The organism is Staphylococcus sp. mip270_02, from assembly GCF_054031535.1.
The window spans coordinates 1,926,535-1,951,414 of record NZ_CM132934.1 but is presented as its reverse complement, the minus strand read 5'-3'; the positions used below and the strand labels follow the sequence as shown (position 1 = coordinate 1,951,414).

The window sequence follows — 24,880 nt, the reverse complement described above, 5'->3', positions numbered from 1 at the left end:
AGCTGGAAACATCTTAATGTCCCAGCTTAGCGTTTGTTTACATAATTTATTCGTTTTTACACTGCGACTTTTGTAATAGTTACATCCATTTTATTTTAGGTTCTTCACCTTTGAATATTCTTACAATATTAGTACGGTGTCTAATTATCAGTAGTACGCCTACACCAATACTAACAACAAAGAGGATATAGTCTCGAATTAATAATGCACCGATAACACAACAAATTGATGCAATGATACTTGAGAGTGATACATACTTTGTTAGATATAATATTCCAAAGAAAATTACTGCTAATATTAATAATAAGACAGGATTAACTCCTAGTATGACTCCAGCACTTGTAGCAACGGCTTTACCACCTTTAAAACCAAGATAAACTGGATATACATGACCTAGAATCGCGAAAGCACCTACGATAAGTCCATTTGTGAAAAATGTACTAATTGTACCTTCCGCATGAACAGGCAACCACAGTGGGAAAAAGACCACAATAAACCCTTTAAATATATCTAGAAAAGTAACTAAAAATCCAGTAGGTTTTCCTAGTACCCTAAAGCTATTTGTTGCGCCAGTGTTGCCACTACCAAATTGTCGAATATCTTTTTTGAAAAATAATTCACCTATTACATAGCCACTTGGAAAAGCACCAATGAGGTAACTTAGTATTAACATGATTACAATCATCATATATAATCCACATCCTTTAATGACATTAAAATTATTTTACCACATAAGAGCATCATAATACGAATAAAAATTTCAAATGAAAAGCATTTATCTACTGAAAATTGATTTGACACTTGCAATTTATCAAGATTTATATAAGAATAACTAATGTATAGTTTTAAAAACGAACGTACGTTTGTAGGAGGGCGAAACGATTGGCAATGAATAAAAAAAATAATTATTCGGATGATTCCATTCAGGTACTTGAGGGACTAGAGGCCGTTAGAAAAAGACCTGGGATGTATATTGGTTCTACCGATAAACGTGGCTTACATCATCTAGTATATGAAGTTGTCGATAATTCCGTCGATGAAGTATTAAATGGTTTCGGAAGTGAAATCACTGTTACGATAAATAAAGATGAGAGCATTACTATAGAAGATAATGGACGTGGAATGCCTACAGGTATTCATACTTCTGGAAAACCTACTGTTCAAGTCATTTTTACGGTACTTCATGCAGGTGGAAAATTCGGACAAGGCGGTTATAAAACGTCAGGTGGCTTACACGGTGTTGGTGCTTCAGTCGTCAATGCATTGAGTGAATGGTTAGAAGTTGAAATTTATAGAGATGGTAATATATATTCTCAAAGCTTTGCAAATGGTGGGAAACCAACAACTGGTTTGAAAAAACATGGTAAAACTAAAAAGACTGGTACTAAAGTGACATTTAAACCAGATCCAGAGATATTCAAAGCATCTACATCGTTTAATTATGATGTTTTAAGTGAAAGACTACAAGAATCAGCATTTTTACTTAAACGCTTGAGAATCATTCTAAAAGACTTAAGAGCAGGCAAAGAACGTGAAGATATCTTCCATTATGAAGATGGTATTAAAGAATTCGTTGCTTATGTCAATGAAGGGAAAGAAGTATTACATGATGTAGCAGATTTCTCTGGGGAAGCTAATAATATTGAAGTGGAAGTTGCATTCCAATATAACGATCAATATTCAGAAGGCATACTAAGTTTTGTTAATAATGTGCGTACAAAAGATGGCGGAACACATGAAGTTGGGTTTAAAACAGCTATGACGCGTGTGTTTAATGATTATGCACGTCGTATTAATGAATTAAAAGAAAAAGATAAAAATTTAGATGGTAATGATATAAGAGAAGGTTTAACTGCTATTATTTCAATTCGAATTCCTGAAGAATTGTTACAATTTGAAGGACAAACTAAATCTAAGTTAGGCACACCTGAAGCCAGAAGTGCAGTAGATTCAGTTGTAGCCGACAAATTACCATATTATTTGGAAGAAAAAGGACAATTATCTAAATCGTTAGTTAAAAAGGCTTTAAAGGCACAACAAGCTAGAGAAGCAGCACGTAAAGCGAGAGAAGATGCACGTTCAGGTAAGAAAAATAAACGTAAAGACACTTTACTTTCTGGTAAACTTACACCTGCACAAAGTAAAAATACTGAGAAAAAAGAATTATACCTTGTCGAAGGTGACTCAGCGGGTGGCTCTGCAAAGTTAGGTCGTGATCGCAAATACCAAGCGATTTTACCACTTAGAGGTAAAGTAATTAATACTGAGAAAGCACGTCTTGACGATATCTTTAAAAATGAAGAGATTAATACAATTATTCATACTATTGGAGCTGGTGTCGGAAATGAGTTCAAAATTGAAGATAGTAACTACAATAGAATCATTATAATGACAGATGCTGATACAGATGGTGCACATATTCAAGTGTTATTATTAACATTCTTCTTTAAATATATGAAGCCATTAGTTGAGGCGGGTCGAGTATTTATTGCATTACCACCACTTTATAAACTCGAAAAAGGAAAAGGTGCATCAAAAAAAGTAGAATACGCTTGGACAGATGAAGAATTAGAGAAATTACAACGAAAATTAGGTAAAGGTTTCTCATTACAACGTTATAAAGGTCTTGGTGAAATGAATGCCGACCAATTGTGGGAAACGACTATGAACCCTGATACGAGAACCTTGATCAGAGTACAAGTTGAAGATGAGTTACGTTCATCTAAACGTGTTACAACACTAATGGGCGACAAAGTTGCACCAAGACGTGAATGGATTGAAAATCATGTTGAATTTGGTTTACAAGAACAACAAAGTATTTTAGATAATAATGAAATTCAAATATTGGAACAGGAAGCGCCTAATGAGGAGGAAGTAAATTGAGTGAAGTAATTCAAGATTTATCGCTAGAAGATGTTATTGGCGATCGTTTTGGTAGATATAGTAAATACATCATTCAAGAACGTGCATTGCCAGACGTTCGCGACGGTCTCAAGCCTGTTCAAAGACGTATTTTATATGCAATGTATTCAAGCGGTAACACTTACGACAAAAATTTCCGTAAAAGTGCTAAAACTGTTGGTGATGTTATAGGTCAGTATCATCCGCACGGTGATTCGTCTGTATATGATGCGATGGTTCGCTTAAGTCAAGGATGGAAGCTACGACATGTACTTATAGAAATGCAAGGTAATAACGGTAGTATCGATAATGACCCAGCTGCTGCAATGCGTTATACTGAAGCAAAATTAAGCCGTCTTTCAGAAGAACTTTTAAGAGATATTAACAAAGAAACTGTACCATTTATGCCAAACTATGACGATACGACGATGGAACCAATGGTCTTGCCTGCAAGACTTCCTAATTTATTGATAAATGGTAGTACTGGGATTTCTGCTGGTTATGCTACAGATATTCCGCCACATAATCTTGGTGAAGTGATTCAAGCAACACTTAAATTTATTGATAACCCGGATATAACTGTGAATCAATTGATGAAATATATCAAAGGCCCTGATTTTCCAACAGGTGGTATTATTCAAGGTGTGGATGGTATTAAGAAAGCGTATGAATCAGGTAAAGGGAAAATCGTAGTTCGTTCAAAGGTTGAAGTTGAAGAATTAAGAAATGGTAGAAAACAACTAATTGTTACAGAAGTACCTTATGAAGTTAATAAGAGTGCATTAGTTAAAAAAATGGATGAATTACGTGCTGATAAAAAGGTTGATGGCATCGTCGAAGTTAGAGACGAAACTGACCGTACAGGATTACGTATTGCAATCGAATTGAAAAAAGATATTAATAGTGAAGCTGTAGCCAATTTCCTTTATAAAAATACAGATTTACAAGTTTCATATAACTTTAACATGGTTGCTATTAGTGAAGGGCGCCCAGTATTAATGGGCATTCGTCAATTTATAGATAGTTATTTAAATCATCAAATCGATGTTGTAACGAAACGTACACGTTATGAACTAGATCATGCTGAAAATAGAATGCACATCGTTGAAGGTTTAATGAAAGCTTTATCTATATTAGACGAAGTGATTAAACTTATTAGAGCTTCAAAAAACAAAAAAGATGCTAAAGAAAATTTGGTAGCTGAATATGACTTTACTGAAGCTCAAGCGGAAGCGATAGTGACATTACAATTGTATCGTTTGACGAATACAGATATTGTTCAGCTACAAGAAGAACATGATGAATTGAAAGCGTTAATCGAGCATTTGAGAAATATTTTAGATAATCACGATGCATTATTAAATGTAATTAAAGAGGAATTAACCGAAATTCGTAATAGATTTAAACAAAAGCGTCTATCTTCTATAGAGGCTGAGATATCAGAAATTAAGATTGATAAAGAAGTGATGATCCCTAGTGAAACTGTAATTATGAGTATCACTAAACATGGTTATATTAAACGAACATCATTACGTAGTTTTAATGCAAGTGGTGTAGATGAAGTGGGTACTAAAGATGGAGACTCAATCATGAAATATGAAGAAGTCAACACTTTAGATACAGCGCTAGTGTTTACTAATAAAGGTCGTTATCTATTTATACCTGTTCATAAATTAGCTGATATAAAATGGAAAGATTTAGGGCAACATGTCTCTCAAATTGTGCCACTTGATGAAGGTGAATATGTTATTAACGCTTATTGTGAAAATGACTTTAAACCAGAAGCATTTTATATCTTAGCAACACGTAATGGTATGATTAAAAAAAGTAATATATCTATGTTTAAAACAACACGATATAATAAACCACTTGTCTCCATGAAGTTGAAAGATAATGATGAAATTATAAATGTTATGCGTATATCAGAGACACAATTGATTACTGTGGTTACAAACAAAGGCATGTCGCTTACTTATGATAGTGATGAACTTTCTGATACTGGCTTGAGAGCAGCAGGTGTTAAATCTATCAACTTAAAAGATGAAGACTATACAGTATTAACAGATATTGTAACTTCAAATAATACAATATTAATGGCGACACAACGCGGATCTTTAAAACGCATCAGTTTTAAAGTATTACAAACGGCTAAACGCGCCCAACGTGGTATTACGTTATTAAAAGAATTAAAGAAAACACCGCACCGCATTATAGACGCTGCAGTTATTCAATCAGACCAAACGACTTATACAATCTACTCTGATAAACAGCAAGAGTCTGGCTTAATCAAGGATATCCACTTATCAGAACAATATACAAATGGTAGCTTTATCGTAGATACTAGTGATTTTGGTGAAATAAAGGATTTAGAAATAAAATAAAACATCTTATAAAAAATTGTTAGTAAATACAACTATATAGTGATAAAATACCAGTTAGGTGCAATAAATAATTAATAAAAAGGTTTATAGCGCAGTAAAAAAGATGTGTTTAGTTATTAGCATTCACAATTTTACTTATACTCATAGTTATAATATAAAGCGTATTACTATGAGCGTAGCTATAAATCTCTTGCTCTAATTTTGAAATTAAATATACATAAGATGAGAGGGATTAAATTGAGAGATTTTGATGGTTTAATTCCAGATTGGTTCAAAACATTTGTCCAAGTCGGGAATGATTTAATCTGGTCACAGTATTTAATTGGATTGTTAATAACAGCCGGTATATTCTTTACAATCGGTTCAAAATTTGTTCAGTTAAGATGGATTCCAGAAATGTTTCGCGCTGTTGGTGAAAAACCTGAAACATTAGATAATGGTAAGAAAGGTATTGCTCCATTCCAAGCGTTTGCAATTAGTGCAGCGTCACGTGTAGGTACAGGTAATATCGCTGGTGTTGCAACCGCAATTGTACTCGGTGGTCCTGGTGCTGTATTTTGGATGTGGGTTATCGCTTTTATCGGGGCAGCAAGTGCATTTATTGAAGCAACTTTAGCGCAAGTCTATAAAGTACCTGATAAAGAAGGCGGCTTCCGTGGTGGTCCAGCGTATTACATAACGAGAGGTTTAAACCAAAAATGGTTAGGTGTTGTTTTTGCAGTATTAATAACAATTACATTTGCATTTGTATTTAATACTGTTCAATCAAATACAATCGCTGAATCATTGAAAACACAATATAATGTAAGCCCTGCGATAACAGGTATTGTATTGGCAGTATTTACAGCAATTATTATATTTGGTGGTGTGCGTAGTATTGCAACTATGTCATCAGTAATTGTGCCTGTAATGGCGATATTATATATTTTCATGGTTGTTATCATCTTATTCATGAATTTCGATCAAATCATTCCTATGATTTCTACAATTATAAAAAGTGCATTTGGTTTTGAGCAAGCTACAGGTGGCGCAATCGGTGCTACAATTTTACAGGGTGTTAAACGTGGTTTGTTCTCGAATGAAGCGGGTATGGGTTCAGCACCTAATGCTGCTGCAACAGCTGCTGCACCACACCCAGTCAAGCAAGGCTTAATTCAATCTTTAGGTGTATTCTTTGATACTATGCTTGTATGTACATCTACAGCCATCATGATTTTACTTTACACAGGTTTAGAATTTGGTGACAATGCAGCACAAGGTGTTGCAGTTACACAATCTGCTTTAAATGAACATTTAGGCAGTGTAGGCGGTATCTTTTTAACAATTGCGATTACGCTGTTTGCATTCTCTTCAGTTGTAGGTAACTATTATTATGGACAATCTAACATTGAATTTTTATCTAATAATAGAACGATTTTATTTATATTTAGATGCTTAGTGGTCGTGTTAGTATTTATTGGTGCAGTAGCTAAAACAGATGTTGTTTGGAGTACTGCCGATTTATTCATGGGATTAATGGCAATTGTCAACTTAGTGGCAATCATTGGATTATCAAATATCGCATTTGCTGTTATGAACGATTACCAACGTCAACGTAGAGCCGGTAAAAAACCTATTTTCAGACCAGAAGAATTAGAAATTAATTTATTTGGTATTGAAAGTTGGGGTATGAAAAAATAATTAAAAATTATTTATATCAACATATAGAGCCCTTCAAATAAATCACTGATTAGTGAGAATTTGGAAGGCTCTTTTATGTCTTTCAATTTTTGAAAATACACTATATAATATTGATTGACAGAAAAAGAAGGATGATTCATGTGAGTGATTACCTGATAACTAAGGTTTTAAATAATAATGTTATTATCTGTAAAAAAGCACAAGAAGAATATGTGCTCATTGCTAAAGGCATTGGCTTTAATAAAAAAAGTGGCATGACTTTGCAAGAAAATCAAACAGTTGAGAAAACGTATATATTAGATCAAAAGTCTCAACAAGACCATTATAAATCTCTGGTTGAACAAGCTGATGACACATTAATTCAAGCAGTAATTGAAGCTGTTAATATTATTACGAATTCAGTAATGAAGATAGATAATCAAAAATTAGTCATATCTTTAACTGATCATATTATATTTGCATATAACCGATTGAAACAAAATCAATTAATAAATAATCCTTTTGTTGTAGAAACAAAGCAATTATATACAGAGGCATATGGCATTGCTGAAAAAGTAATAGATCGTTTAAACCATGTATTAGATGTGAATTTTCCGGAAGACGAAATAGGGTTTATAGCATTACATATAGCTTCTAATACCGAAACTTTACCTATACGTGAAATGGAACTGATTAATCGTTTGATTAATAAAAGTATATTTATTCTAGAACATGATTTAAAACATGAAATAGAAAAAGACACAGTCCAGTATCAGCGCTTTATTAGGCATATTCAATTTTTAATTAAAAGATTGAGAACTGGAGAAAATTTGCAAAAAACAAATGCATTTGAAGAGTTATTGAAAACTCAGTATCCTTTATGCTTCAATATCGCATTAAAAATAATGAAAATGTTGCAGCAGGAATTGGGTATTAAAATATATGATGCAGAAGTTATTTATTTAACTTTGCATGTCTATCATTTTATGGTTGTTGCTGATCATACGGATACATCTAATGATTAAAGTCTTTAAATAGTTTACATTTAAAAATACGATGTCACTAAATAGTGTGACGTCGTATTTTTAATTTCGTAATTATATTTATTATATATTGTTAATATCTATGACAAATTTGGAGTTTATAGAAAACTAAATGTGTAATTAGTTGCATATTATAAAGTTGGGGTTAAGAGTTTTAATTGTGTGTAATGAAAGTATTATGTTTTTATTTATGTATGCAAATTTACTTTACTATACCAATTAAAAATCATAGAATTAGTTTTAAAGTTGGTTTGTTTAAAGGGGATGTTTTCGTATTAAGTACTATGATGAAATTCCTATAATTAGGTCAGTGGCAGCTATGCTTGTTGTTGCTATTCATACAGTTAATAGTATCGCACTTTCAGGAGACTCGTTCACTTCAGATGGGTTAGGATATATAAATCAAATTGCAAGGTTAGGCACACCTATTTTTGCAGTAGTTAGTGCTTTTTTATTAACTATTTCTGTCATTCATAAAGGCTTTAGTTTGAATTATTTTATAAAATCAAGGTTTAGCAAAATCTTAATTCCTTATATTATATGGACAATTTTTTATTTATTATACAGGGCTTATTTTTTACATAACTTAGAAGATGATGGTAAATTAATAAATTATTTTGTATTCGGTAAGGCAAATTTTCATTTATATTTTATATTAACTGTAATACAATTCTATTTTTTATTTCCATTTGTACACAAATTTAAAAAAGGATGGCCAATTATTACTTTATTCATAGTTGCAACTATTGCTAATATAGTTTGGATAATGATGGGACCAGTTTCATTGGGCGGTGGTGGAGTAGAACGGTTTGTAAATGATAAACTCTTCATTATGAACTGGATCTCCTTTTTCGTTTTAGGTATTGTTTACGCAAAATTTTATAATGAAATAAAAGTACTGATATTCAAATATAAGGCGTTACTTTCAATTATTATAGGTATATTATTTATTGATTTATTGATCAGTATTGATTTAGACAATTTACACAGTTCAATCCATGTTTCAAATATAATTTATATCCCGTTTTTTATTGTGTTTCTTAACTACATGTTTGAACATGTAAAGAAAAATAAAATAATTTTGCGTACACTTACATTAATAGGAGATTACTCTATGGGCGTCTATTTAGTACATTATGTAGCAATCCAATTCGTGAAGCGTTTGCCTCTTGTTGAGGAGATTGATGCTCAAAGTAAATTTATGGGTGTATTTATAGCAGCTGTTGCTTTATCAGTATTCATTGTATACTTAATTGGCAAGCTACCATTTGGAAATTACATTGTACCTATTCCGAAAAAGAAAGCTAGTAAACACCTTACTAATATTCGAGATAATAGTGATACTGGTAATGAAGCAACGACATAAAAATGAAAATAAAGTATTTTTAAATCTCTGGGACATAAATATCTCTGAATAAAGAATAAACATCAATTTCTACTGAGTATATATAGAAATTGGTGTTTTTTTGATTTTTATAAAATATTGAAGCTTACAATAGTAATGTAAGTTGAGTCATGTTATAACCTTTATACATAAGGCGTCTTTTTTTAAGATTATGTGATGGTAATTTTATTATACGCAAGGGCCTTATTTTTTGTACTAAAATACATGAATTTTAACGATTTAGCTTTCTGTGTTCAATAATACTTTTAATTTAAGTATTATTTAGAAAAATTTGGAAAATGTGTTTAATTATAATGGAATAGTGAATAATTTATGCAGAAGCGAGATGACAATTATAATTTAGTATAATAGATGATTGTCATATAGAGGATGTGTTATTATTAAGCATAGTACAATAAACTATTAAAGTTTTTTATAATAGAGTTTTGTACCTTCTTTTTATAATCATAACAAGTAATTACTATTTCTAGAATTAATTTAAGGTATGGTGAGTTATATGTCGAATGAAGACAATGTAAGACAAGAAAATAAGAAGGGGAAAGATAAGTTAAAACTTAGTTTCCCTGAAACCCGCTTCATGAAGTTTGCGGGGGGCAAAGACTTACTTTTTGGTTTGTTAATTTTAATATTAGTAGGTATAGCTATATTTATATTTGATCAAGTATCTTATATTTTTAAACCGTTTATTATTATTTTTAATACTATTGCTGCACCTATTATTGTTTCAGTGATTTTATATTATCTATTGAATCCATTAGTCAATTTAATGGAACGTTATAATATTTCTAGATTATGGGGCGTAATCATATTATTTTTGTTGATTGTAGGTGTCATAACACTTGTTATTAACCTTTTGATACCTGTGATAGGGTCTCAATTTAGAAGTTTTGGTAATAATTTCCCATTATATGTAGATAAAGTCAATCAATTTATAGATAGTGTTACAAAGTATTCCTTGATATCGAATTTCTATAGTCAAATTCAAGAACAATTGGATGCGTTGGCTAACAAATTGCCATCTATGGTTTCAGATTACTTCAACGGATTTGGTTCAAAGGTTAAGAATTTTGCTGAGGCAATTGTAAATGTAGGTGTAGTCATTGCGACAACACCATTTGTGTTGTTCTTTATGTTAAAAGATGGACATCGTTTTAAAGAATTTTCTACAAAATTAATGCCACCTAAATTCAGAAAAGATTATCATGATTTATTAGACAAAATGAGTGTTCAAGTTGGTTCTTATATTCAAGGACAAATTATTGTATCATTTTGTATTGGTATTTTATTATTTATAGGTTATAGCATTATTGGGTTAGATTATAGCTTGATTTTAGCATCAATCGCTGCTGTTACAAGTGTGGTTCCGTACATTGGTCCTACAATTGCAATATCACCAGCAATTATTATTGCGCTAATAACTTCCCCAATTATGTTATTGAAATTAATTGTAGTTTGGACGGCTGTTCAGTTTATCGAAGGTCATCTAATTTCACCTAATGTCATGGGTAAAACACTTAAAATACACCCACTAACAATTATTTTCATCTTGTTAAGTGCAGGTAACTTATTAGGTATTGTAGGTGTGATTTTAGGTATACCGGCTTATGCAATATTAAAAGTCTTGGTTTCACATTTATATAGTATGTTTAAACGTAGATATAATAAGTATTATGGTGAAGATGCTGGAGAATATGAAATTACTACGGATGAAGAAATTCGTTAAATTATTATAAGTTTTGTTCAGTATGCTTTGACAATAAACAATATTTTAATTTCGATTTTATATCATAATAGTGTTCATACTGAAGCAGTTGGCTAGTAAACAAAATTGATAAGCGTCTATAGATATAATGCAGATACATACTGTAATCTATAGGCGTTTTTATAATATACTATAGTTATAAAAACTATTGAGGACGAGATGATGAAATCAACTTCTAAAATGTGGTTCTTGTCTCGTCCTTAATTATTTTCATGATGATTTATTAACTTACTGAATTAGATTGTCGTTATACATGGAAGTTTTGTACAATATGGCTATATTATTGAGAATTCCACCCTATTTAATGACGTTTAATTCATGATATTTAAAATTAAGTCATACATCTAACAATTTTGTTAGTAGTTATTATTAAAAATTTTATTTATTATGTATTGTTCTTGTGCTATATTTTTATGGAACGATTAGATTATTAAAAGTGAAGTGAAAAGATGTCAAAAGAATTGAGAAGCAAATTATTTTCTATATTAAAAATTGCATTCGCATTTACGTTATTTATAATTGTTGCTATTACTTTATACAAAGAGCTCTCACATATTAATCTCAAAGACGCAATAAAATCATTTAGTAAAATTAATAGATTTTGGCTTGTTACACTGTTCTTTAGTGGTGGCGCATCTATTATAGTGCTTTCAATGTATGATGTGATTTTAGCTAAAACATTAAAGTTAAAAATTGGTTTAGGTAAAACGATTAGAATTGGTTATATTGTTAATGCTTTAAATGCTGTTGTTGGCTTTGGGGGATTTATAGGGGCCAGTGTACGTTTTCTATTTTATAAGAATACAACTGAAGATAAAAAAGCGCTTTTACATACCATTTCTATTGTTTTAATTTCAATGTTAACTGGTTTGAGTTTGCTTTCTATCTTAGTAGTGATTCATGTCTTTGATATTTCACATATTTTTACACCGTATCCATGGGTTAAGTGGTTAATGTACGTAGTAGCATTGTTTTTACCAATATTTGTAGTATTTACTATAATTAAGCCAGTACAAAAAACACATAGATTGCTTGGCGTATATTGCACAATTGTTTCAGGTGTTGAATGGTTTGTTGCAGCATTAGTGTTATACATGGCAATGGCTATCGTGGGTGTTCAAATACCTTTTGCTACATTTATGGGGATTTTTATTCTAGCAGCGTTATCGGGGTTAATTAGTTTTATTCCTGGTGGATTTGGTACATTTGATTTAGTTGTACTGTTAGGTTTGAAGGCATTAAATATTGATGAGGAAGCAATCGTATTAGGTTTATTACTTTATCGTTTTGCTTATTATTTATTCCCTGTACTTATTGCATTGATTTTATCTACATTTGAATTCCGTAGTACTGCCAAACGTTACTGGGAAGATTCACGCATATTAGTGCCAGTAAAAGATATGACGTCCTTATTAGGCTCATATCAAAAGGACATAATTGCACGTGTACCATCTTTTGCTATGGCACTTTTATTGCTATTTACGAGTTTAGTATTCTTTTTGAATAATTTAACAATTATTTATGATGGATTATATGATTCAAATCATTATATCTATTATATTATTGTTTCAATTCATACATGTGCTTGTTTATTATTATTATTAAATGTCATAGGCGTATATAAATTATCTAAACGTGCGATACTATTCGCAATTATTTCTGTATTGTTTATATTTATTGCAACGGCTTATACGTATGCATCATTCATACTATTAAGTTGGCTTACAGTAATCTTTGTATTATTGCTTGTATTTTATAAACGGGCTCGGATTATCAAACGACCGTTTAGATATTCCAAGTTATTATTAAGTATTTTTACAGGTACGATAATACTTTATATTAATCATCTTGTGGTTAAGAGTACGTTTTATTCCTTAGATATTTATCATATTGAAATGCTGACTTCTATTTTGAGATATTATTTCTGGATTACTATTTTATTAGTAGCAATTATAGTTGGAGTTATTGTATGGTGGTTTGAATACAGATATAGATTATCAAATAGTAGAGATAACATCGCTACCTGTGAAGCGATTATTGATAAATATAATGGGAACTATTTAAGTCACTTAATGTACAGTGGAGATAAGAAATTTTTTATAAATGACAATGAAGATGCTTTTGTAATGTATCGCTATCATAATAATACGTATATTATTTTAGGTGATCCAATTGGTAATACAGAATCATTTTACAATTTATTAGAATCATTTTATCAAGAAGCGGAATATTTAGGTTATGATATTATTTTTTATCAAGTAACGGATAAACACATGTCACTCTATCATAGTTTTGGTAATCAATTCTTTAAATTAGGTGAAGAAGCTATTATAAATTTAACAACATTTACAACGTCAGGGAAGAAAAAGCGTGGTTTGCGAGCGACGCTAAACAAACTTGATGATTTGGGTTATTCATTTGAAGTGGTGAATCCACCTTTCTCACAACAGATGATTACTGATTTAAAAGCCATCAGTGATGAATGGTTAGCTGATAAAAATGAAATGCATTTTTCTGTTGGTAGTTTTGACGTAAATTATATATCACAAGCTCCGATAGGCGTGTTAAAAGATAATGAACAATCCATCATTGCTTTCTGTACATTGATGCCAACTTACTATAGTGGCGTGATTTCAGTTGATTTAATACGTTGGAAACAAGACATTGAGTTGCCATTAATGGATAGTTTATATTTGAATATGCTACTTTGGTCAAAAGCTAATAACTACGAACATTTTAATATGGGAATGGCGACGTTATCTAATGTTGGACAAATTCCTTATTCATTTTATGGGGAAAGGATCGCTGGGCGTGTGTTTGAACATTTCAACGGCCTATATAGATTCCAAGGTCTCAGAAGATATAAAGAGAAATTTAATCCGAAATGGGAGCCAAGATTTCTCGTTTATCGTAAACGCCACTCATTATGGGTGAGCATGTTAAAAGTAATGCGTATCATTAGAAAAAATAGTTAAAGTACAACATGAAGCACCCCACATGTCATATGCATGTGGGGTGCTTTTTAAGGAGTTTAATAGTGCTTAATGGTTTGTGTAGTTAACCTTTGGAGAAGTTATTAACTACTTTAATAAACTAACAATTGTTACCCTTTTAAATATCATTTTGATTCTAACTACATTTGAATTTCTCGTTACCCCTTTGTTAAAGGTACAATATAAATATATCATCAATAGAAAACGCTTTCAATAGTGTATTGAAATCTTATTCACTTTATTATGGAGATATTATACGTACGTTTTCTTATTAATATTTATATGTATTATTACTTATTCTAAGTGACAGGTCAAAAAAGACTTCCATTTATAGTGATAAATCACACGGATTAACGCTATTTTTTATTTTAAACAAAAAATAATTTAATAAATTAATCATGGAAACTTCTGTTAAATAGAGAAAATATGTGATATTATGAAAACGGTTACATAAGAGGGGTGATTTTACTGACAACGATAAAAGATGTAGCACTATTAGCTGGTTGCTCAGTTGCAACTGTTTCTAGAGCGATTAACAATACTGGGTATGTTAAAGCAGAAACGCGATCGCAAATTGACCGTGCAATTGTAGAATTGAATTACCAACCAAATGAAGCGGCAAGAACATTATACAAAAGAAAATCAAAAATGATTGGATTGCTCCTACCAGACATAAGTAATCCATTCTTTACGTTAATTGCAAGGGGAGTAGAAGATGTTGCTGTTGAACATGGTTACCAAGTTTTAATTGGTAACAGTGATAATGATATAGAAAAAGCAAAGGCTTATTTAACAACGTTTGTATCTCATAATTGTGCTGGCATGATTACTACTGCACTTAACGAAAAGATAATTGAAAATATGTTAGAACCTCTTCATATGCCTTTTGTATTTGTCGACCGAACTAATAATGAAATATCAGGTGTTTCAACTGACCATTATGAAGGTGGACAACGTCAAGCAGAGCTTGTTATTGAAGGAGTTTGTAATTATGGTCTAGTCGTACATGAAGATTTAACTATTGATGCTTTTAAATCTCGCGTTAAAGGTGTAGTGTCAATTTTTAAAGAACGTGGTATTAACTATAAAACATATTTAGCGCAGGATTTAAACGATGAAGGTTCATTTATTAATTTAATTAGGATGCACAATATAGATAGTATTATCTGCAGTAATGATTTATTAGCAATTAAAGTAATGGGGATACTTCAACAACATAACTTGCAAATTCCAAAGGATGTTCAAATTGTAGGGTATGATAATATACCATTTTCAACTATGACATTTCCCAAAATTAGTACAATCGATCAGTCGGCTTATCGTTTGGGAGAACTAGCAATGTCAAAGTTACTTAAATTGTATGATAATCAAGATTATGTCGAACTAGAAAAAGTAGCAATTTCCGTAATAAAGAGATCGAGTACACGTCATTAATGCGTAACATGTAACGGGTTACACAAAAAAAGGAGTGGTTTGATGTATAAAACAGGTATTTTAAATAGTGAAATTTCAAAATTGCTAAGTGATTTAGGTCATACAGATCAAATTATTATTGCTGATTGTGGTTTGCCAGTACCACAAGGGGTTAAGAAAATAGATCTTGCCTTAGAATTTGGGAAACCATCATTTTTAGAAGTATTTCACTTAATAAAGAATCATATGGTAATTGAGCAAGTAACAATTGCTAATGAAATGATTAAGCAAAATGATGAACTCTATATACAAATGGTGTCGGAAAACATTGATATTAGTACTATATCTCATGAACAGTTAAAAGCGGATAGTTGCAAAGTTAAAGCTATTATCAGAACAGGCGAAGCTAAACCTTTTGCTAATGCGATATTAAAGAGCGGCGTTTTATTTTAAAGGGGTGATTAATAATGATTAATATGGATCAAATATATAAATCATTTGGACAAAATGATGTGTTGTTGGGTGTGGATCTTGAAATTGCTGATGGAGAGGTCCATGCATTGATGGGGGAAAATGGTGCTGGTAAAAGTACATTAATGAAAATTCTAACAGGTGTCTATGAAGCGGATGGTGGCACAGTAGTAGAAAATGGGCAACCGATTCATTTTAAAAATACTAAAGATGCTGAAAGCCATGGCATCGCATTTATACAACAAGAATTGAATATTTGGCCTAATTTGACAGTATTAGAAAACTTATTTCTAGGAAAAGAAACAACTAAATTTTTCGGTATCGTAGATAATAAAGCTATGAGGGTGCAAGCACAAGAGATATTTAAAAAATTGAATATAACGATTGATTTAAATCAATTAGCAGGAGATTTATCGGTTGGTATGCAACAAATGTTAGAAATTAGTAAAGCGCTTATGCAAGAGGCTAAAGTTATTATAATGGATGAGCCAACTGCTGCATTAACAAATAATGAAATAGAAGTGTTATTTGAACAAATTAAAAAGTTAAAAAGTGAAGGCGTATCTTTTGTCTATATTTCACATAGAATGGAAGAAATATTTAGTATTTCTGATCGTATTACCGTTATGAGAGATGGTCGCTCTATTTTAACGTCTGCCACTGAATCTACAACACATCCACAAATCGTTAAGGCGATGATAGGTAGAGATTTAGATAACCAATATCCTGAAAGGGATTATAAGCAAGATGAATTAGTTCTTTCTGTTAAGGAGCTTAGTTCAAATGAGCATAATCTAAAATCGGTGCACTTTGAGTTGCATAAAGGAGAAATCTTAGGTTTTAGTGGGTTAATGGGTGCAGGTAGATCAGAGATTATGCGCGTGTTGTTTGGGCTAGATAAAGGAACTATGCAAGTAGAATTGAATGGTAAAGAGATTTATATAAATAACCCTAACCAATCTATAAAACATGGTTTAGCTTTTATTACTGAAAATAGAAAAGAAGAAGGGTTAGTTTTACAAGATTCTATTTTAGAGAATATATCACTACCTGCGCTAAAAAGTTTTTCAAAATCAGGCTTTCTAGCTCAAGGTTCAATGGAACAATATACACATCAAATGATTAAGCGATTAAATATTAAAGGCAAACAAGATGATGCGTGCATAGATTTGTCTGGTGGGAACCAACAAAAAGTAGTTTTAGCGAAATGGATAGCGACAGCACCACGTGTATTGATTTTAGATGAGCCTACTAGAGGAATTGATGTAGGTGCTAAAAGAGAAATATATCAATTAATGAATGAACTTACAGAACGAGGAATGTCTATTATTATGATTTCATCAGAGTTACCTGAGGTTATTGGCGTGAGTGACAATGTTGCTGTTGTCCATGAAGGTAACATTGTAGGGATATTAGATAAGGCATCATTATCTGAAGAACGTATTATGACTTTAGCTACTGGAGGGAAAATAAATGAATCAATCTAAGTTATCTTTTTCATATTTAGAAAAAATTATACCATTTATTGGATTAATATTATTAGTCATTATTATAAGTGCATTAAACAGTGCTTTTTTAGAACCATCTAATTTGTTTAATTTATTAAGACAAGTATCCATTAATGGTTTAATAGCATTTGGTATGACATTCGTCATTTTAACAGGGGGGATAGACCTATCAGTTGGTTCCACCCTTGCGTTATCTAGTGCGATGATAGCCATATTAATGGTATCTGGTGTTGATTCAATTGTTGCGTTGTTAATTGGTTGTATCTTTGGTGCTATTTTAGGAGCGATTAACGGGCTTTTAATTACATTAGGTAAGATGGCGCCATTTATCGCAACTTTAGCAACAATGACCGTGTTTAGAGGTGTCACATTGGTTATTACTGATGGTAATCCGATTACAAATTTAAATGGTAGTTATGCATTTCAACTATTTGGACGTGGCTACTTTATAGGTATACCTGTACCAGCAGTTACGATGTTTATCACATTTATTATTTTATATATTATTTTACATAAAACGGTGTTTGGTAGACAGACTTATGCTATGGGCGGTAATGAAAAAGCGGCATTTATCTCAGGAATCAAAGTAAATAAGTTGAAGATTATGATATATAGTTTAGCTGGCTTAATGTCTGCGATGGCAGGAGCAATATTAACATCTCGTTTGAATTCTGCACAACCAACAGCGGGCATGTCATATGAATTAGACGCTATTGCAGCTGTAGTACTTGGTGGTACTTCACTTACAGGCGGTAAAGGACGCATTCTTGGCACATTAATCGGTGTGCTTATTATAGGCGTTCTGAACAATGGTTTAAACCTATTGGGTGTGTCTTCATTTTATCAACAAGTCGTTAAAGGTGTTGTAATTATTATTGCAGTGCTAATAGATAGAAAGAATAAATCATAGAGGAGGTCATTTAATGAAAAAGGTATTTATTAGTGCTATTGCAATATTGTTACTTTTAGCAGGGTGTTCACTAGAATCTCCATTAGAAAATAATAACAAGGATAAATCAAACAAGAAAAAATCTGAAGTTGTCATTGGCGTTAGTATATCTACGTTAAATAATCCGTTTTTTGTAAAAATAAAAGATGGTATTGAGGATGAAGCAAAAAAACAAGGCGTTAAAGTGAAATTTGCCGATGCACAAGATGATGCAGCAAAACAATCAAATGACATAGATGATTTAATTCAACAAAACGTAGACTACCTTATCGTTAATCCAACAGATTCAGATGCGATTTCGGGTAGTATACAAATTGCGAATGATCAAAATATCCCAGTAATTACTTTAGATAGGGAAGTTGCTAAAGGGGAAGTAGCATCATTTATTGCTTCAGATAATGTTAAAGGTGGAGAAATGGGTGGCCAACTAATTGTAGAGCAATTCGGTAAAAATACGAAAGTTGCTGAATTAGAAGGTATACCTGGTGCAAGTGCAACGAGAGAACGTGGTAAAGGATTCCATAATGTAGCAGATAAATCACTTGATGTGGTATCGAAGCAAAGTGCTAAGTTCAATAGAACAGAAGGATTGAATGTGACGCAAAACATTATACAAGCACACCCAGATATCAAAGCTATTTTTGCGCAAAATGATGAAATGGCACTAGGTGCTGTAGAAGCGGTGGGTAATAAGGATATCAAAGTTATTGGTTTTGATGGTAACGAGGATGCAATTAAGTCGGTAGAAAACAATAAATTATATGCTACTGTTGCGCAACAACCTCATTTAATGGGAGAGGAAAGCATTAAAACAGTAATGAATTTATTTGATGGTAAGAAAGTAGAGAAGAAAAACAAAATTCCATTAGAAATGAAAAAACAAAATTAATTGATAATAATCTATAATAAAGCCGGATGTAGCAAACACTACTCCGGCTTTAAAATTTATATAAATAGCTTTATTTCAGTTATTGCGTTGACACAAATTGACTATAAAATTAAAGTTACTACCATTTCAATGAAGTTAATAAAAGGATTTGATGTAAATTAGATGTCTAATCCTTTTTCGTATTTTTGACGCTCTTGTTGTTCTTTTGCATAACGCTCAGGATTCTTTTTGTAAAAATCTTGATGTTCAGCTTCTGCTTCGTAAAATGTAGAAGCGGGTAGAATTTGTGTTGCAATCGCTTTGTCTTTATCCATAGTATCCTTTAATTTCTCAATATAAATTTCTGCCAGTTCTTTTTGATCTTCATTTGTGTAGAAGATAGCAGTTTTGTATTGTGAACCTCTATCTTGGAATTGTCCGCCTTCATCAGAGGGATCTATTACAGAAAAGAAAATTTCTAATAATTTGTTGTAGGAAAACAATGCGACATCATATTCGATTTCCACAGTTTCCAAATGGCCGGTATTACCACTTTTGACTTGTTCATATGAAGGATTATCTACATGTCCTCCCATGTACCCAGAGGTTACTTTTTCTATGCCTTCAAATGTATCAAAGGGTTTAACCATACACCAAAAGCAACCTCCAGCGAAGTATGCTTTATTAATATTCATGCTTAACATCCTTTCCGTATTAGACCTTAGTACCATATATAAAGATATCACTTGATTTTTATACTCTTTTTATATAACTTTAATATATGTTAATTATAGTACATAGCAGTGCAATTTTGAAGATATAAGGTTGATACTAATGAATGAAGACAAACAAAGAAGTAATACAAACTCAAGCAACAACACTAAAGAAGCGCCTATGCGTAGGGTTAAGAAGAAGCGGATTAAGAAATTACCAATAATCATTTTAATTTTTATTGTGATTTTAGCAATTATCGTAGGTTATGCAGTACATGGTTACAATTCCGGTATTAATTATGCAAAAGACCACGGGAAAACATTAAAGCAAGAAAAATTTAATGGTGCCGCTAAAAATGACGGTAAGATTACGGTAATGGTATTAGGAGCAGACGCCGAAGACGGTGGTATTTCTAGAACAGATTCTATTATGATCGCTCAATACGATTATGTTAATAAAAAGATGAAGATGGTCTCTGTAATGCGTGATATCTATGCTGACATTCCAGGAAATGGGCAACATAAGATTAACTCTGCATATTCCATCGGCGGACCAGAATTATTAAGACAAACGTTGAAGAAAAATTTAGGTATTGATCCTGAATATTACGCAGTTTTAGATTTCACTGGTTTTGAAAAAATGATAGATGAACTGGAACCGAATGGTGTACCGATAGACGTTGAAAAAGACATGTCAAAAAATATTGGCGTATCGTTGAAAAAAGGTCATCATCGTTTAAATGGTAAAGAGCTCTTAGGTTATGCTAGATTTAGACATGATCCTGAAGGAGATTTTGGACGTGTCCGTAGACAGCAACAAGTGATGCAATCGCTAAAAGAGGAACTTGTGAGTGTAGATTCAATTCTCAAGTTACCTAGAGTTGCAGGTATTTTAAGAGGCTATTTAAACACCAATATGCCGGATTCTGCATTGGTGCAATCAGGGTTGAATTTCGGTATTCGTGGCGATAAGAATGTAGATTCTATAACATTACCAATTAAGGGTACTTATCAAGATATCCAGTCACCAACGGATGGCAGTGCTTTAGAAATTGATAAAGAGAAAAACAAAGAAGCAGTTAAGAAATTCTTGGATGAATAGTATTGTTGCTATGTAAGTGTGAGACCAAGAAGTAATACAGTACTTGATTTTTATCATATTTCGTTAGTCTGTTCGAGTAAATATATTTAGCAAGAAGTATAGAATGGTGAAGTTTTTGCATTTTTACGCAGTATGATGTTATAATAGATTTAACGAAAAAGATTAGCATTAATACACCAATCCCCCTCGCTACTGTCATAGTGAGGGGGATTTTTTATAGTGTTGGCTATTGTCGCCTATGAGTTATCTATCGCGTTTACTTAGCCAGTAAGTAAAATATGCGATGGCGCAGCCACTGATGACTGGCGCAATGATGTGAACGAAAAAGATTAACAAATAATACACCTCCTCTCTACGTCGAACTGACGCCTGAGAGATAGGCGACTTCATTATTATACCATAAAGTCCCACTTCCCAATTTATTGAGTTAGTGGGACTTATGCATGAGTAATAGCTCAAGTAAATCTTTTATCTTCAGAGATAGGATGGTGAAATATTTTTTAAAAAATTGGATTTTTGCTCTATTTTTTGGTGCAAGATTCTTATTTTTAGACAAGATGAGCTTATATTCTGTAATAGAATGATTATTACTACTGGTCAGATTTTCTAACTCCTGCAACCCCATAATGTGATGATTTCATTTCTTCTATAACTACTTGGATTGCTTCTTTATTAGCACCAGTTGTTTTTTCAACTGCATTTGTTACTTCACTTACTAAGTCTTTGAGTTGTTCATCTGAACGACCTTCTAATAATTTTACATTTACGATTGGCATATGTAATTCCTCCTAAAATAATTTAAAGATATTATATCACGAAAATTCGAAAAATTATAAAAATAGGCAACAGGAACATTTGTTCTTTTTATATTGATTAAGAACGTGTGTTCGTATATAATAGAGTTAATTCAGGGAGGTTGTTTGATATGTATGATTATAATCTAGTGGAAGAAAGAGACATCTTGTGTATAGATCAAAAGAGTTTCTTTGCGAGTGTATCTTGTATTCAAAAAGGATTAGACCCTACTACTGAAAAATTAGCAGTGGTTGCTGACACTAAAAAACAAGGTTCAGTAGTATTAGCTGCCACAGGACCACTAAAAGCACTAGGTATCAAAACTGGATCTAGATTATTTGAAATACCACATAGAAATGACATTTATATAATTAATCCAAGCATGCGAAAATATTTGGAAGTTTCTATAGAAATATCAAAAATTGCATTGCAATATATTGCACCAGAAGACTTACATCAGTACAGTATAGACGAGTTCTTTATGGATGTGACGAATAGTTATCATAGATTTAATAGTACGGTTCATTCATTTTGTCAAAAATTACAACTTGAAATTAAAGAAGCAACAGGTATTAATTGTTCAATAGGCATAGGCTCAAATATGTTATTGAGTAAAATTGCAATGGATATAGAAGCCAAACATAACGATAGTTTAATTGCAGAATGGCGTTATCAAGATGTACCTAAAAAACTTTGGCCAATTCAACCATTGAGCAAATTTTGGGGGATTAGCAGAAGAACAGAGGCTAAATTGAATAAAAGAGGAATTTTTACTGTTGGCGACCTAGCACATTATTCTTATACGTATTTAAAAAGAGACTTAGGTGTCGTTGGTATCGATTTACATTTACATGCAAATGGAATTGATGAAAGTAGAGTGCGAGATAAATATAAAGTGATGAATCCATCTATTTGTAAGAGTCAAATACTCATGCGAGATTATCGGTACAGCGAAGCCAAAGTAGTTATGCGTGAATTGATTGAGGATGTTGCTAGTCGTGTTAGAGGAAGAAATCAATTAGCTAAGACGATTCACTTTTCATTTGGTTACAGTGATGAAGGTGGTGTAAGCAAACAGTATACGTTAGAAGATCCAACAAATCTAGAAGATAACATGTACAAAGTGGTTGAAGGTTTTGCAGATGAATTATGTGACCATTATGCATTATTTCGTACAGTAAGTATTTCTTTAACTCAGTTCATCGATGAGAAAGATAGACAATTGAATTTATTTATTGATGAGTACGAAAGAAAAAGAAATGAAAAGCTAGCTAAAACTATAGACGCCTTACATCGGAAATTTGGACGAGGAATTGTATCTAGAGCGGTATCTTATACAGATGCAGGTACAAAACATGGTCGTCTTGGTCTTATGGCAGGCCATAAAATGTAAAGTCTCACTTCTCAATTTAGTTGAGATAGTGGGAGTTATGCATGAGCAATAGCTCACATAAACCTAAAAACCATTGTTTAAACTATTAAACTAGTGGGGCTACGAAAAATGATTTCGTAGCCCCACTTATAAAATTTCATATATTAACCAATATAAGTATCAAAATCATTGAGTGCCTCAGCGCCAGCTTTACGGTCATCAGGATTTTTAAAACTAATACGCAATGCCCCGTATATATCTTCGCGAACTTCTAAAATTCTAAGGTTGCTTATAGAAATATTATGTAAACTCAGAATGTTTGTCACTTTGCTAATCATACCTGGTTTATCCGGAATATCGACATATAGATCATACTCCACAGAAAGCGCTCCTTGTTGTTTAAGGGGAAGTTCATCACGATAAGTTTTAGCATCATTAAAGAAAGCGTGAAGGTCTTCGGCGTTATTACGCTCAATTAACGATATAACTTCTCCCATTTGCTCTTTCCATTCTTTTAAGATACTTAATATAGTGTCTTTATTCTCAACTGTAATATCACGCCACATAATTGGGTTACTGCTTGCAATTCTAGTGATATCTCTAAAACCACCAGCAGCCAATGTTTTCACTAAAGCAGAATCATCCACATGTTGAGCATTTAAATGAACCAAACTTGAAGCGATAATGTGAGGGACATGACTGACAATCCCAGTAACAAAATCATGTTCTTCTGCAGTTGTTGAAATGAATTTAGCATCAGTTGTTTTCAATAGATCTTGGATTTCTTCAAAAGCTAGATCATTAGCTGGTTCATTATGCACGAGTATATAAAAAGCATTTTCAAACAAATGTTTTTTAGCATTTAATACACCAGACTTATGACTCCCAGCCATTGGATGGCCACCGATAAGGTGAATATCACGTTTTAAAAGAAATTGTTCATACTGTTGAATCGTTGATTTTGTACTACCAGTATCTGTAATAATAACGTTTTTCTTTAATTGATAGCTTGGTAATTCTTGTAAGTATTTTATTGTTTGTTGTACGGGTGTTGCATATATAATGATATCTGCATTTTCGACGCTTGATTTATAGTCTGTCGATTGAAAATCAATGATACCAATAGATAAAGCTTTATCTAATTGAGATGTATCAGCATCAAATGCTGTAATTTCTATATCATTATGATAGTATCTTAAATTACTCGCTAGACTGCCGCCGATTAGGCCTAGACCAACGAAAAGTATTTGTTTCATTAAGCGAATCACCTCTATCAAAATTTTCAGAATAGTAATATTGTATAGTAGGTGTTACTAATACGCAATACGTGATGAAATTTTTGCTTCACCACTAATGATATTTTATAAACTTTAAAATCGTAGTGATAATTTTATTGAGGATGAGTTGTTAGAGCTGACAATACGAAATATTACCTAACACAAATAGATAAGAAATGAATATGTGAAACATAAGAACATAAAACAAATAGAATTATGCTAAAGTAAGAGAAAGTAAACAATGTACAACGTAATAAATGATAAGGAT

At 32.0% G+C, this 24,880-nt stretch carries 19 protein-coding genes; 14 read left to right on the top strand and 5 right to left on the bottom strand.

Annotated elements, in window-relative coordinates; all coding sequences use genetic code 11:
• Nucleotides 1-79 precede the first annotated feature (79 nt).
• Nucleotides 80-688 (bottom strand): glycerol-3-phosphate 1-O-acyltransferase PlsY, encoded by a 609-nt coding sequence (plsY, locus tag ACW5YJ_RS09205; RefSeq protein ID WP_457338104.1) that lies wholly within the window; start codon nt 686-688, stop codon nt 80-82.
• Between the two features lie 200 nt (nt 689-888).
• Between plsY and parE the strand changes: the two genes are divergently transcribed.
• From parE to ACW5YJ_RS09145, 12 genes are all read left to right on the top strand, one after another.
• Complete coding sequence (parE, locus tag ACW5YJ_RS09200) at nt 889-2,883, top strand: DNA topoisomerase IV subunit B (protein WP_426432901.1); 1,995 nt, start codon at nt 889-891, stop codon at nt 2,881-2,883.
• A complete protein-coding gene (gene parC / locus ACW5YJ_RS09195; RefSeq protein WP_017724390.1) occupies nt 2,880-5,282 on the top strand; it encodes a DNA topoisomerase IV subunit A in 2,403 nt (800 codons plus the stop codon). Before parE ends, parC begins: the two co-directional genes overlap by 4 nt.
• 237 nt (nt 5,283-5,519) lie before the next feature.
• Nucleotides 5,520-6,962 carry a glutamine transporter AlsT gene (gene alsT, locus ACW5YJ_RS09190; protein WP_017724391.1) on the top strand — a complete coding sequence of 481 codons (1,443 nt, stop codon included), beginning with the start codon at nt 5,520-5,522 and terminating at the stop codon, nt 6,960-6,962.
• Between the two features lie 140 nt (nt 6,963-7,102).
• A complete protein-coding gene (gene glcT, locus ACW5YJ_RS09185; protein WP_135092436.1) occupies nt 7,103-7,966 on the top strand; it encodes a glucose PTS transporter transcription antiterminator GlcT in 864 nt (287 codons plus the stop codon).
• Nucleotides 7,967-8,258: 292 nt separating this feature from the next.
• The gene (locus ACW5YJ_RS09180) at nt 8,259-9,350 is read left to right on the top strand and encodes an acyltransferase (protein ID WP_107551917.1); all 1,092 of its coding nucleotides are present in this window, start codon (nt 8,259-8,261) and stop codon (nt 9,348-9,350) included.
• A gap of 535 nt (nt 9,351-9,885) precedes the next feature.
• Nucleotides 9,886-11,112 carry an AI-2E family transporter gene (locus ACW5YJ_RS09175; RefSeq protein ID WP_017724394.1) on the top strand — a complete coding sequence of 409 codons (1,227 nt, stop codon included), beginning with the start codon at nt 9,886-9,888 and terminating at the stop codon, nt 11,110-11,112.
• A gap of 488 nt (nt 11,113-11,600) precedes the next feature.
• Nucleotides 11,601-14,126 (top strand): bifunctional lysylphosphatidylglycerol flippase/synthetase MprF, encoded by a 2,526-nt coding sequence (gene mprF / locus ACW5YJ_RS09170; protein ID WP_017724395.1) that lies wholly within the window; start codon nt 11,601-11,603, stop codon nt 14,124-14,126.
• Nucleotides 14,127-14,603: 477 nt separating this feature from the next.
• A complete protein-coding gene (locus tag ACW5YJ_RS09165) occupies nt 14,604-15,578 on the top strand; it encodes a LacI family DNA-binding transcriptional regulator (RefSeq protein WP_017724396.1) in 975 nt (324 codons plus the stop codon).
• 42 nt (nt 15,579-15,620) lie between these two features.
• On the top strand, nt 15,621-16,010 hold the full coding sequence (rbsD, locus tag ACW5YJ_RS09160; RefSeq protein WP_017724397.1) for a D-ribose pyranase: 390 nt from the start codon (nt 15,621-15,623) through the stop codon (nt 16,008-16,010).
• A gap of 14 nt (nt 16,011-16,024) precedes the next feature.
• Nucleotides 16,025-17,515, top strand: a complete 1,491-nt coding sequence (locus tag ACW5YJ_RS09155; RefSeq protein WP_457338103.1) for a sugar ABC transporter ATP-binding protein — start codon at nt 16,025-16,027, stop codon at nt 17,513-17,515.
• The gene (locus tag ACW5YJ_RS09150; protein ID WP_171914834.1) at nt 17,502-18,446 is read left to right on the top strand and encodes an ABC transporter permease; all 945 of its coding nucleotides are present in this window, start codon (nt 17,502-17,504) and stop codon (nt 18,444-18,446) included. The genes ACW5YJ_RS09155 and ACW5YJ_RS09150 overlap by 14 nt, the downstream gene beginning before the upstream one ends.
• Nucleotides 18,447-18,459: 13 nt before the next feature.
• Entirely contained in the window at nt 18,460-19,374 is a 915-nt protein-coding gene (locus ACW5YJ_RS09145) for a D-ribose ABC transporter substrate-binding protein (RefSeq protein ID WP_135092442.1), read from the top strand.
• A gap of 158 nt (nt 19,375-19,532) precedes the next feature.
• On the opposite strand, the gene msrA is transcribed toward ACW5YJ_RS09145, so the two are convergent.
• The gene (msrA, locus tag ACW5YJ_RS09140) at nt 19,533-20,048 is read right to left on the bottom strand and encodes a peptide-methionine (S)-S-oxide reductase MsrA (protein ID WP_017724401.1); all 516 of its coding nucleotides are present in this window, start codon (nt 20,046-20,048) and stop codon (nt 19,533-19,535) included.
• 139 nt (nt 20,049-20,187) lie between these two features.
• Between msrA and ACW5YJ_RS09135 the strand changes: the two genes are divergently transcribed.
• Nucleotides 20,188-21,168 carry an LCP family protein gene (locus tag ACW5YJ_RS09135; protein ID WP_017724402.1) on the top strand — a complete coding sequence of 327 codons (981 nt, stop codon included), beginning with the start codon at nt 20,188-20,190 and terminating at the stop codon, nt 21,166-21,168.
• Between the two features lie 243 nt (nt 21,169-21,411).
• Here ACW5YJ_RS09135 and ACW5YJ_RS09130 read toward each other — a convergent pair whose 3' ends face one another.
• Both ACW5YJ_RS09130 and ACW5YJ_RS09125 read right to left on the bottom strand, forming a co-directional pair.
• On the bottom strand, nt 21,412-21,504 hold the full coding sequence (locus tag ACW5YJ_RS09130; protein ID WP_107531577.1) for a type I toxin-antitoxin system Fst family toxin: 93 nt from the start codon (nt 21,502-21,504) through the stop codon (nt 21,412-21,414).
• A 254-nt stretch (nt 21,505-21,758) separates the two neighbouring features.
• Entirely contained in the window at nt 21,759-21,944 is a 186-nt protein-coding gene (locus tag ACW5YJ_RS09125) for a 2-hydroxymuconate tautomerase (protein ID WP_017724403.1), read from the bottom strand.
• Nucleotides 21,945-22,093: 149 nt separating this feature from the next.
• On the opposite strand from ACW5YJ_RS09125, the gene ACW5YJ_RS09120 reads away from it, so the two are divergent.
• Nucleotides 22,094-23,356 carry a Y-family DNA polymerase gene (locus tag ACW5YJ_RS09120; protein WP_153672486.1) on the top strand — a complete coding sequence of 421 codons (1,263 nt, stop codon included), beginning with the start codon at nt 22,094-22,096 and terminating at the stop codon, nt 23,354-23,356.
• A 143-nt stretch (nt 23,357-23,499) separates the two neighbouring features.
• Here ACW5YJ_RS09120 and ACW5YJ_RS09115 read toward each other — a convergent pair whose 3' ends face one another.
• Nucleotides 23,500-24,591 (bottom strand): prephenate dehydrogenase, encoded by a 1,092-nt coding sequence (locus ACW5YJ_RS09115; RefSeq protein WP_017724405.1) that lies wholly within the window; start codon nt 24,589-24,591, stop codon nt 23,500-23,502.
• Between the last annotated feature and the right edge of the window lie 289 nt (nt 24,592-24,880).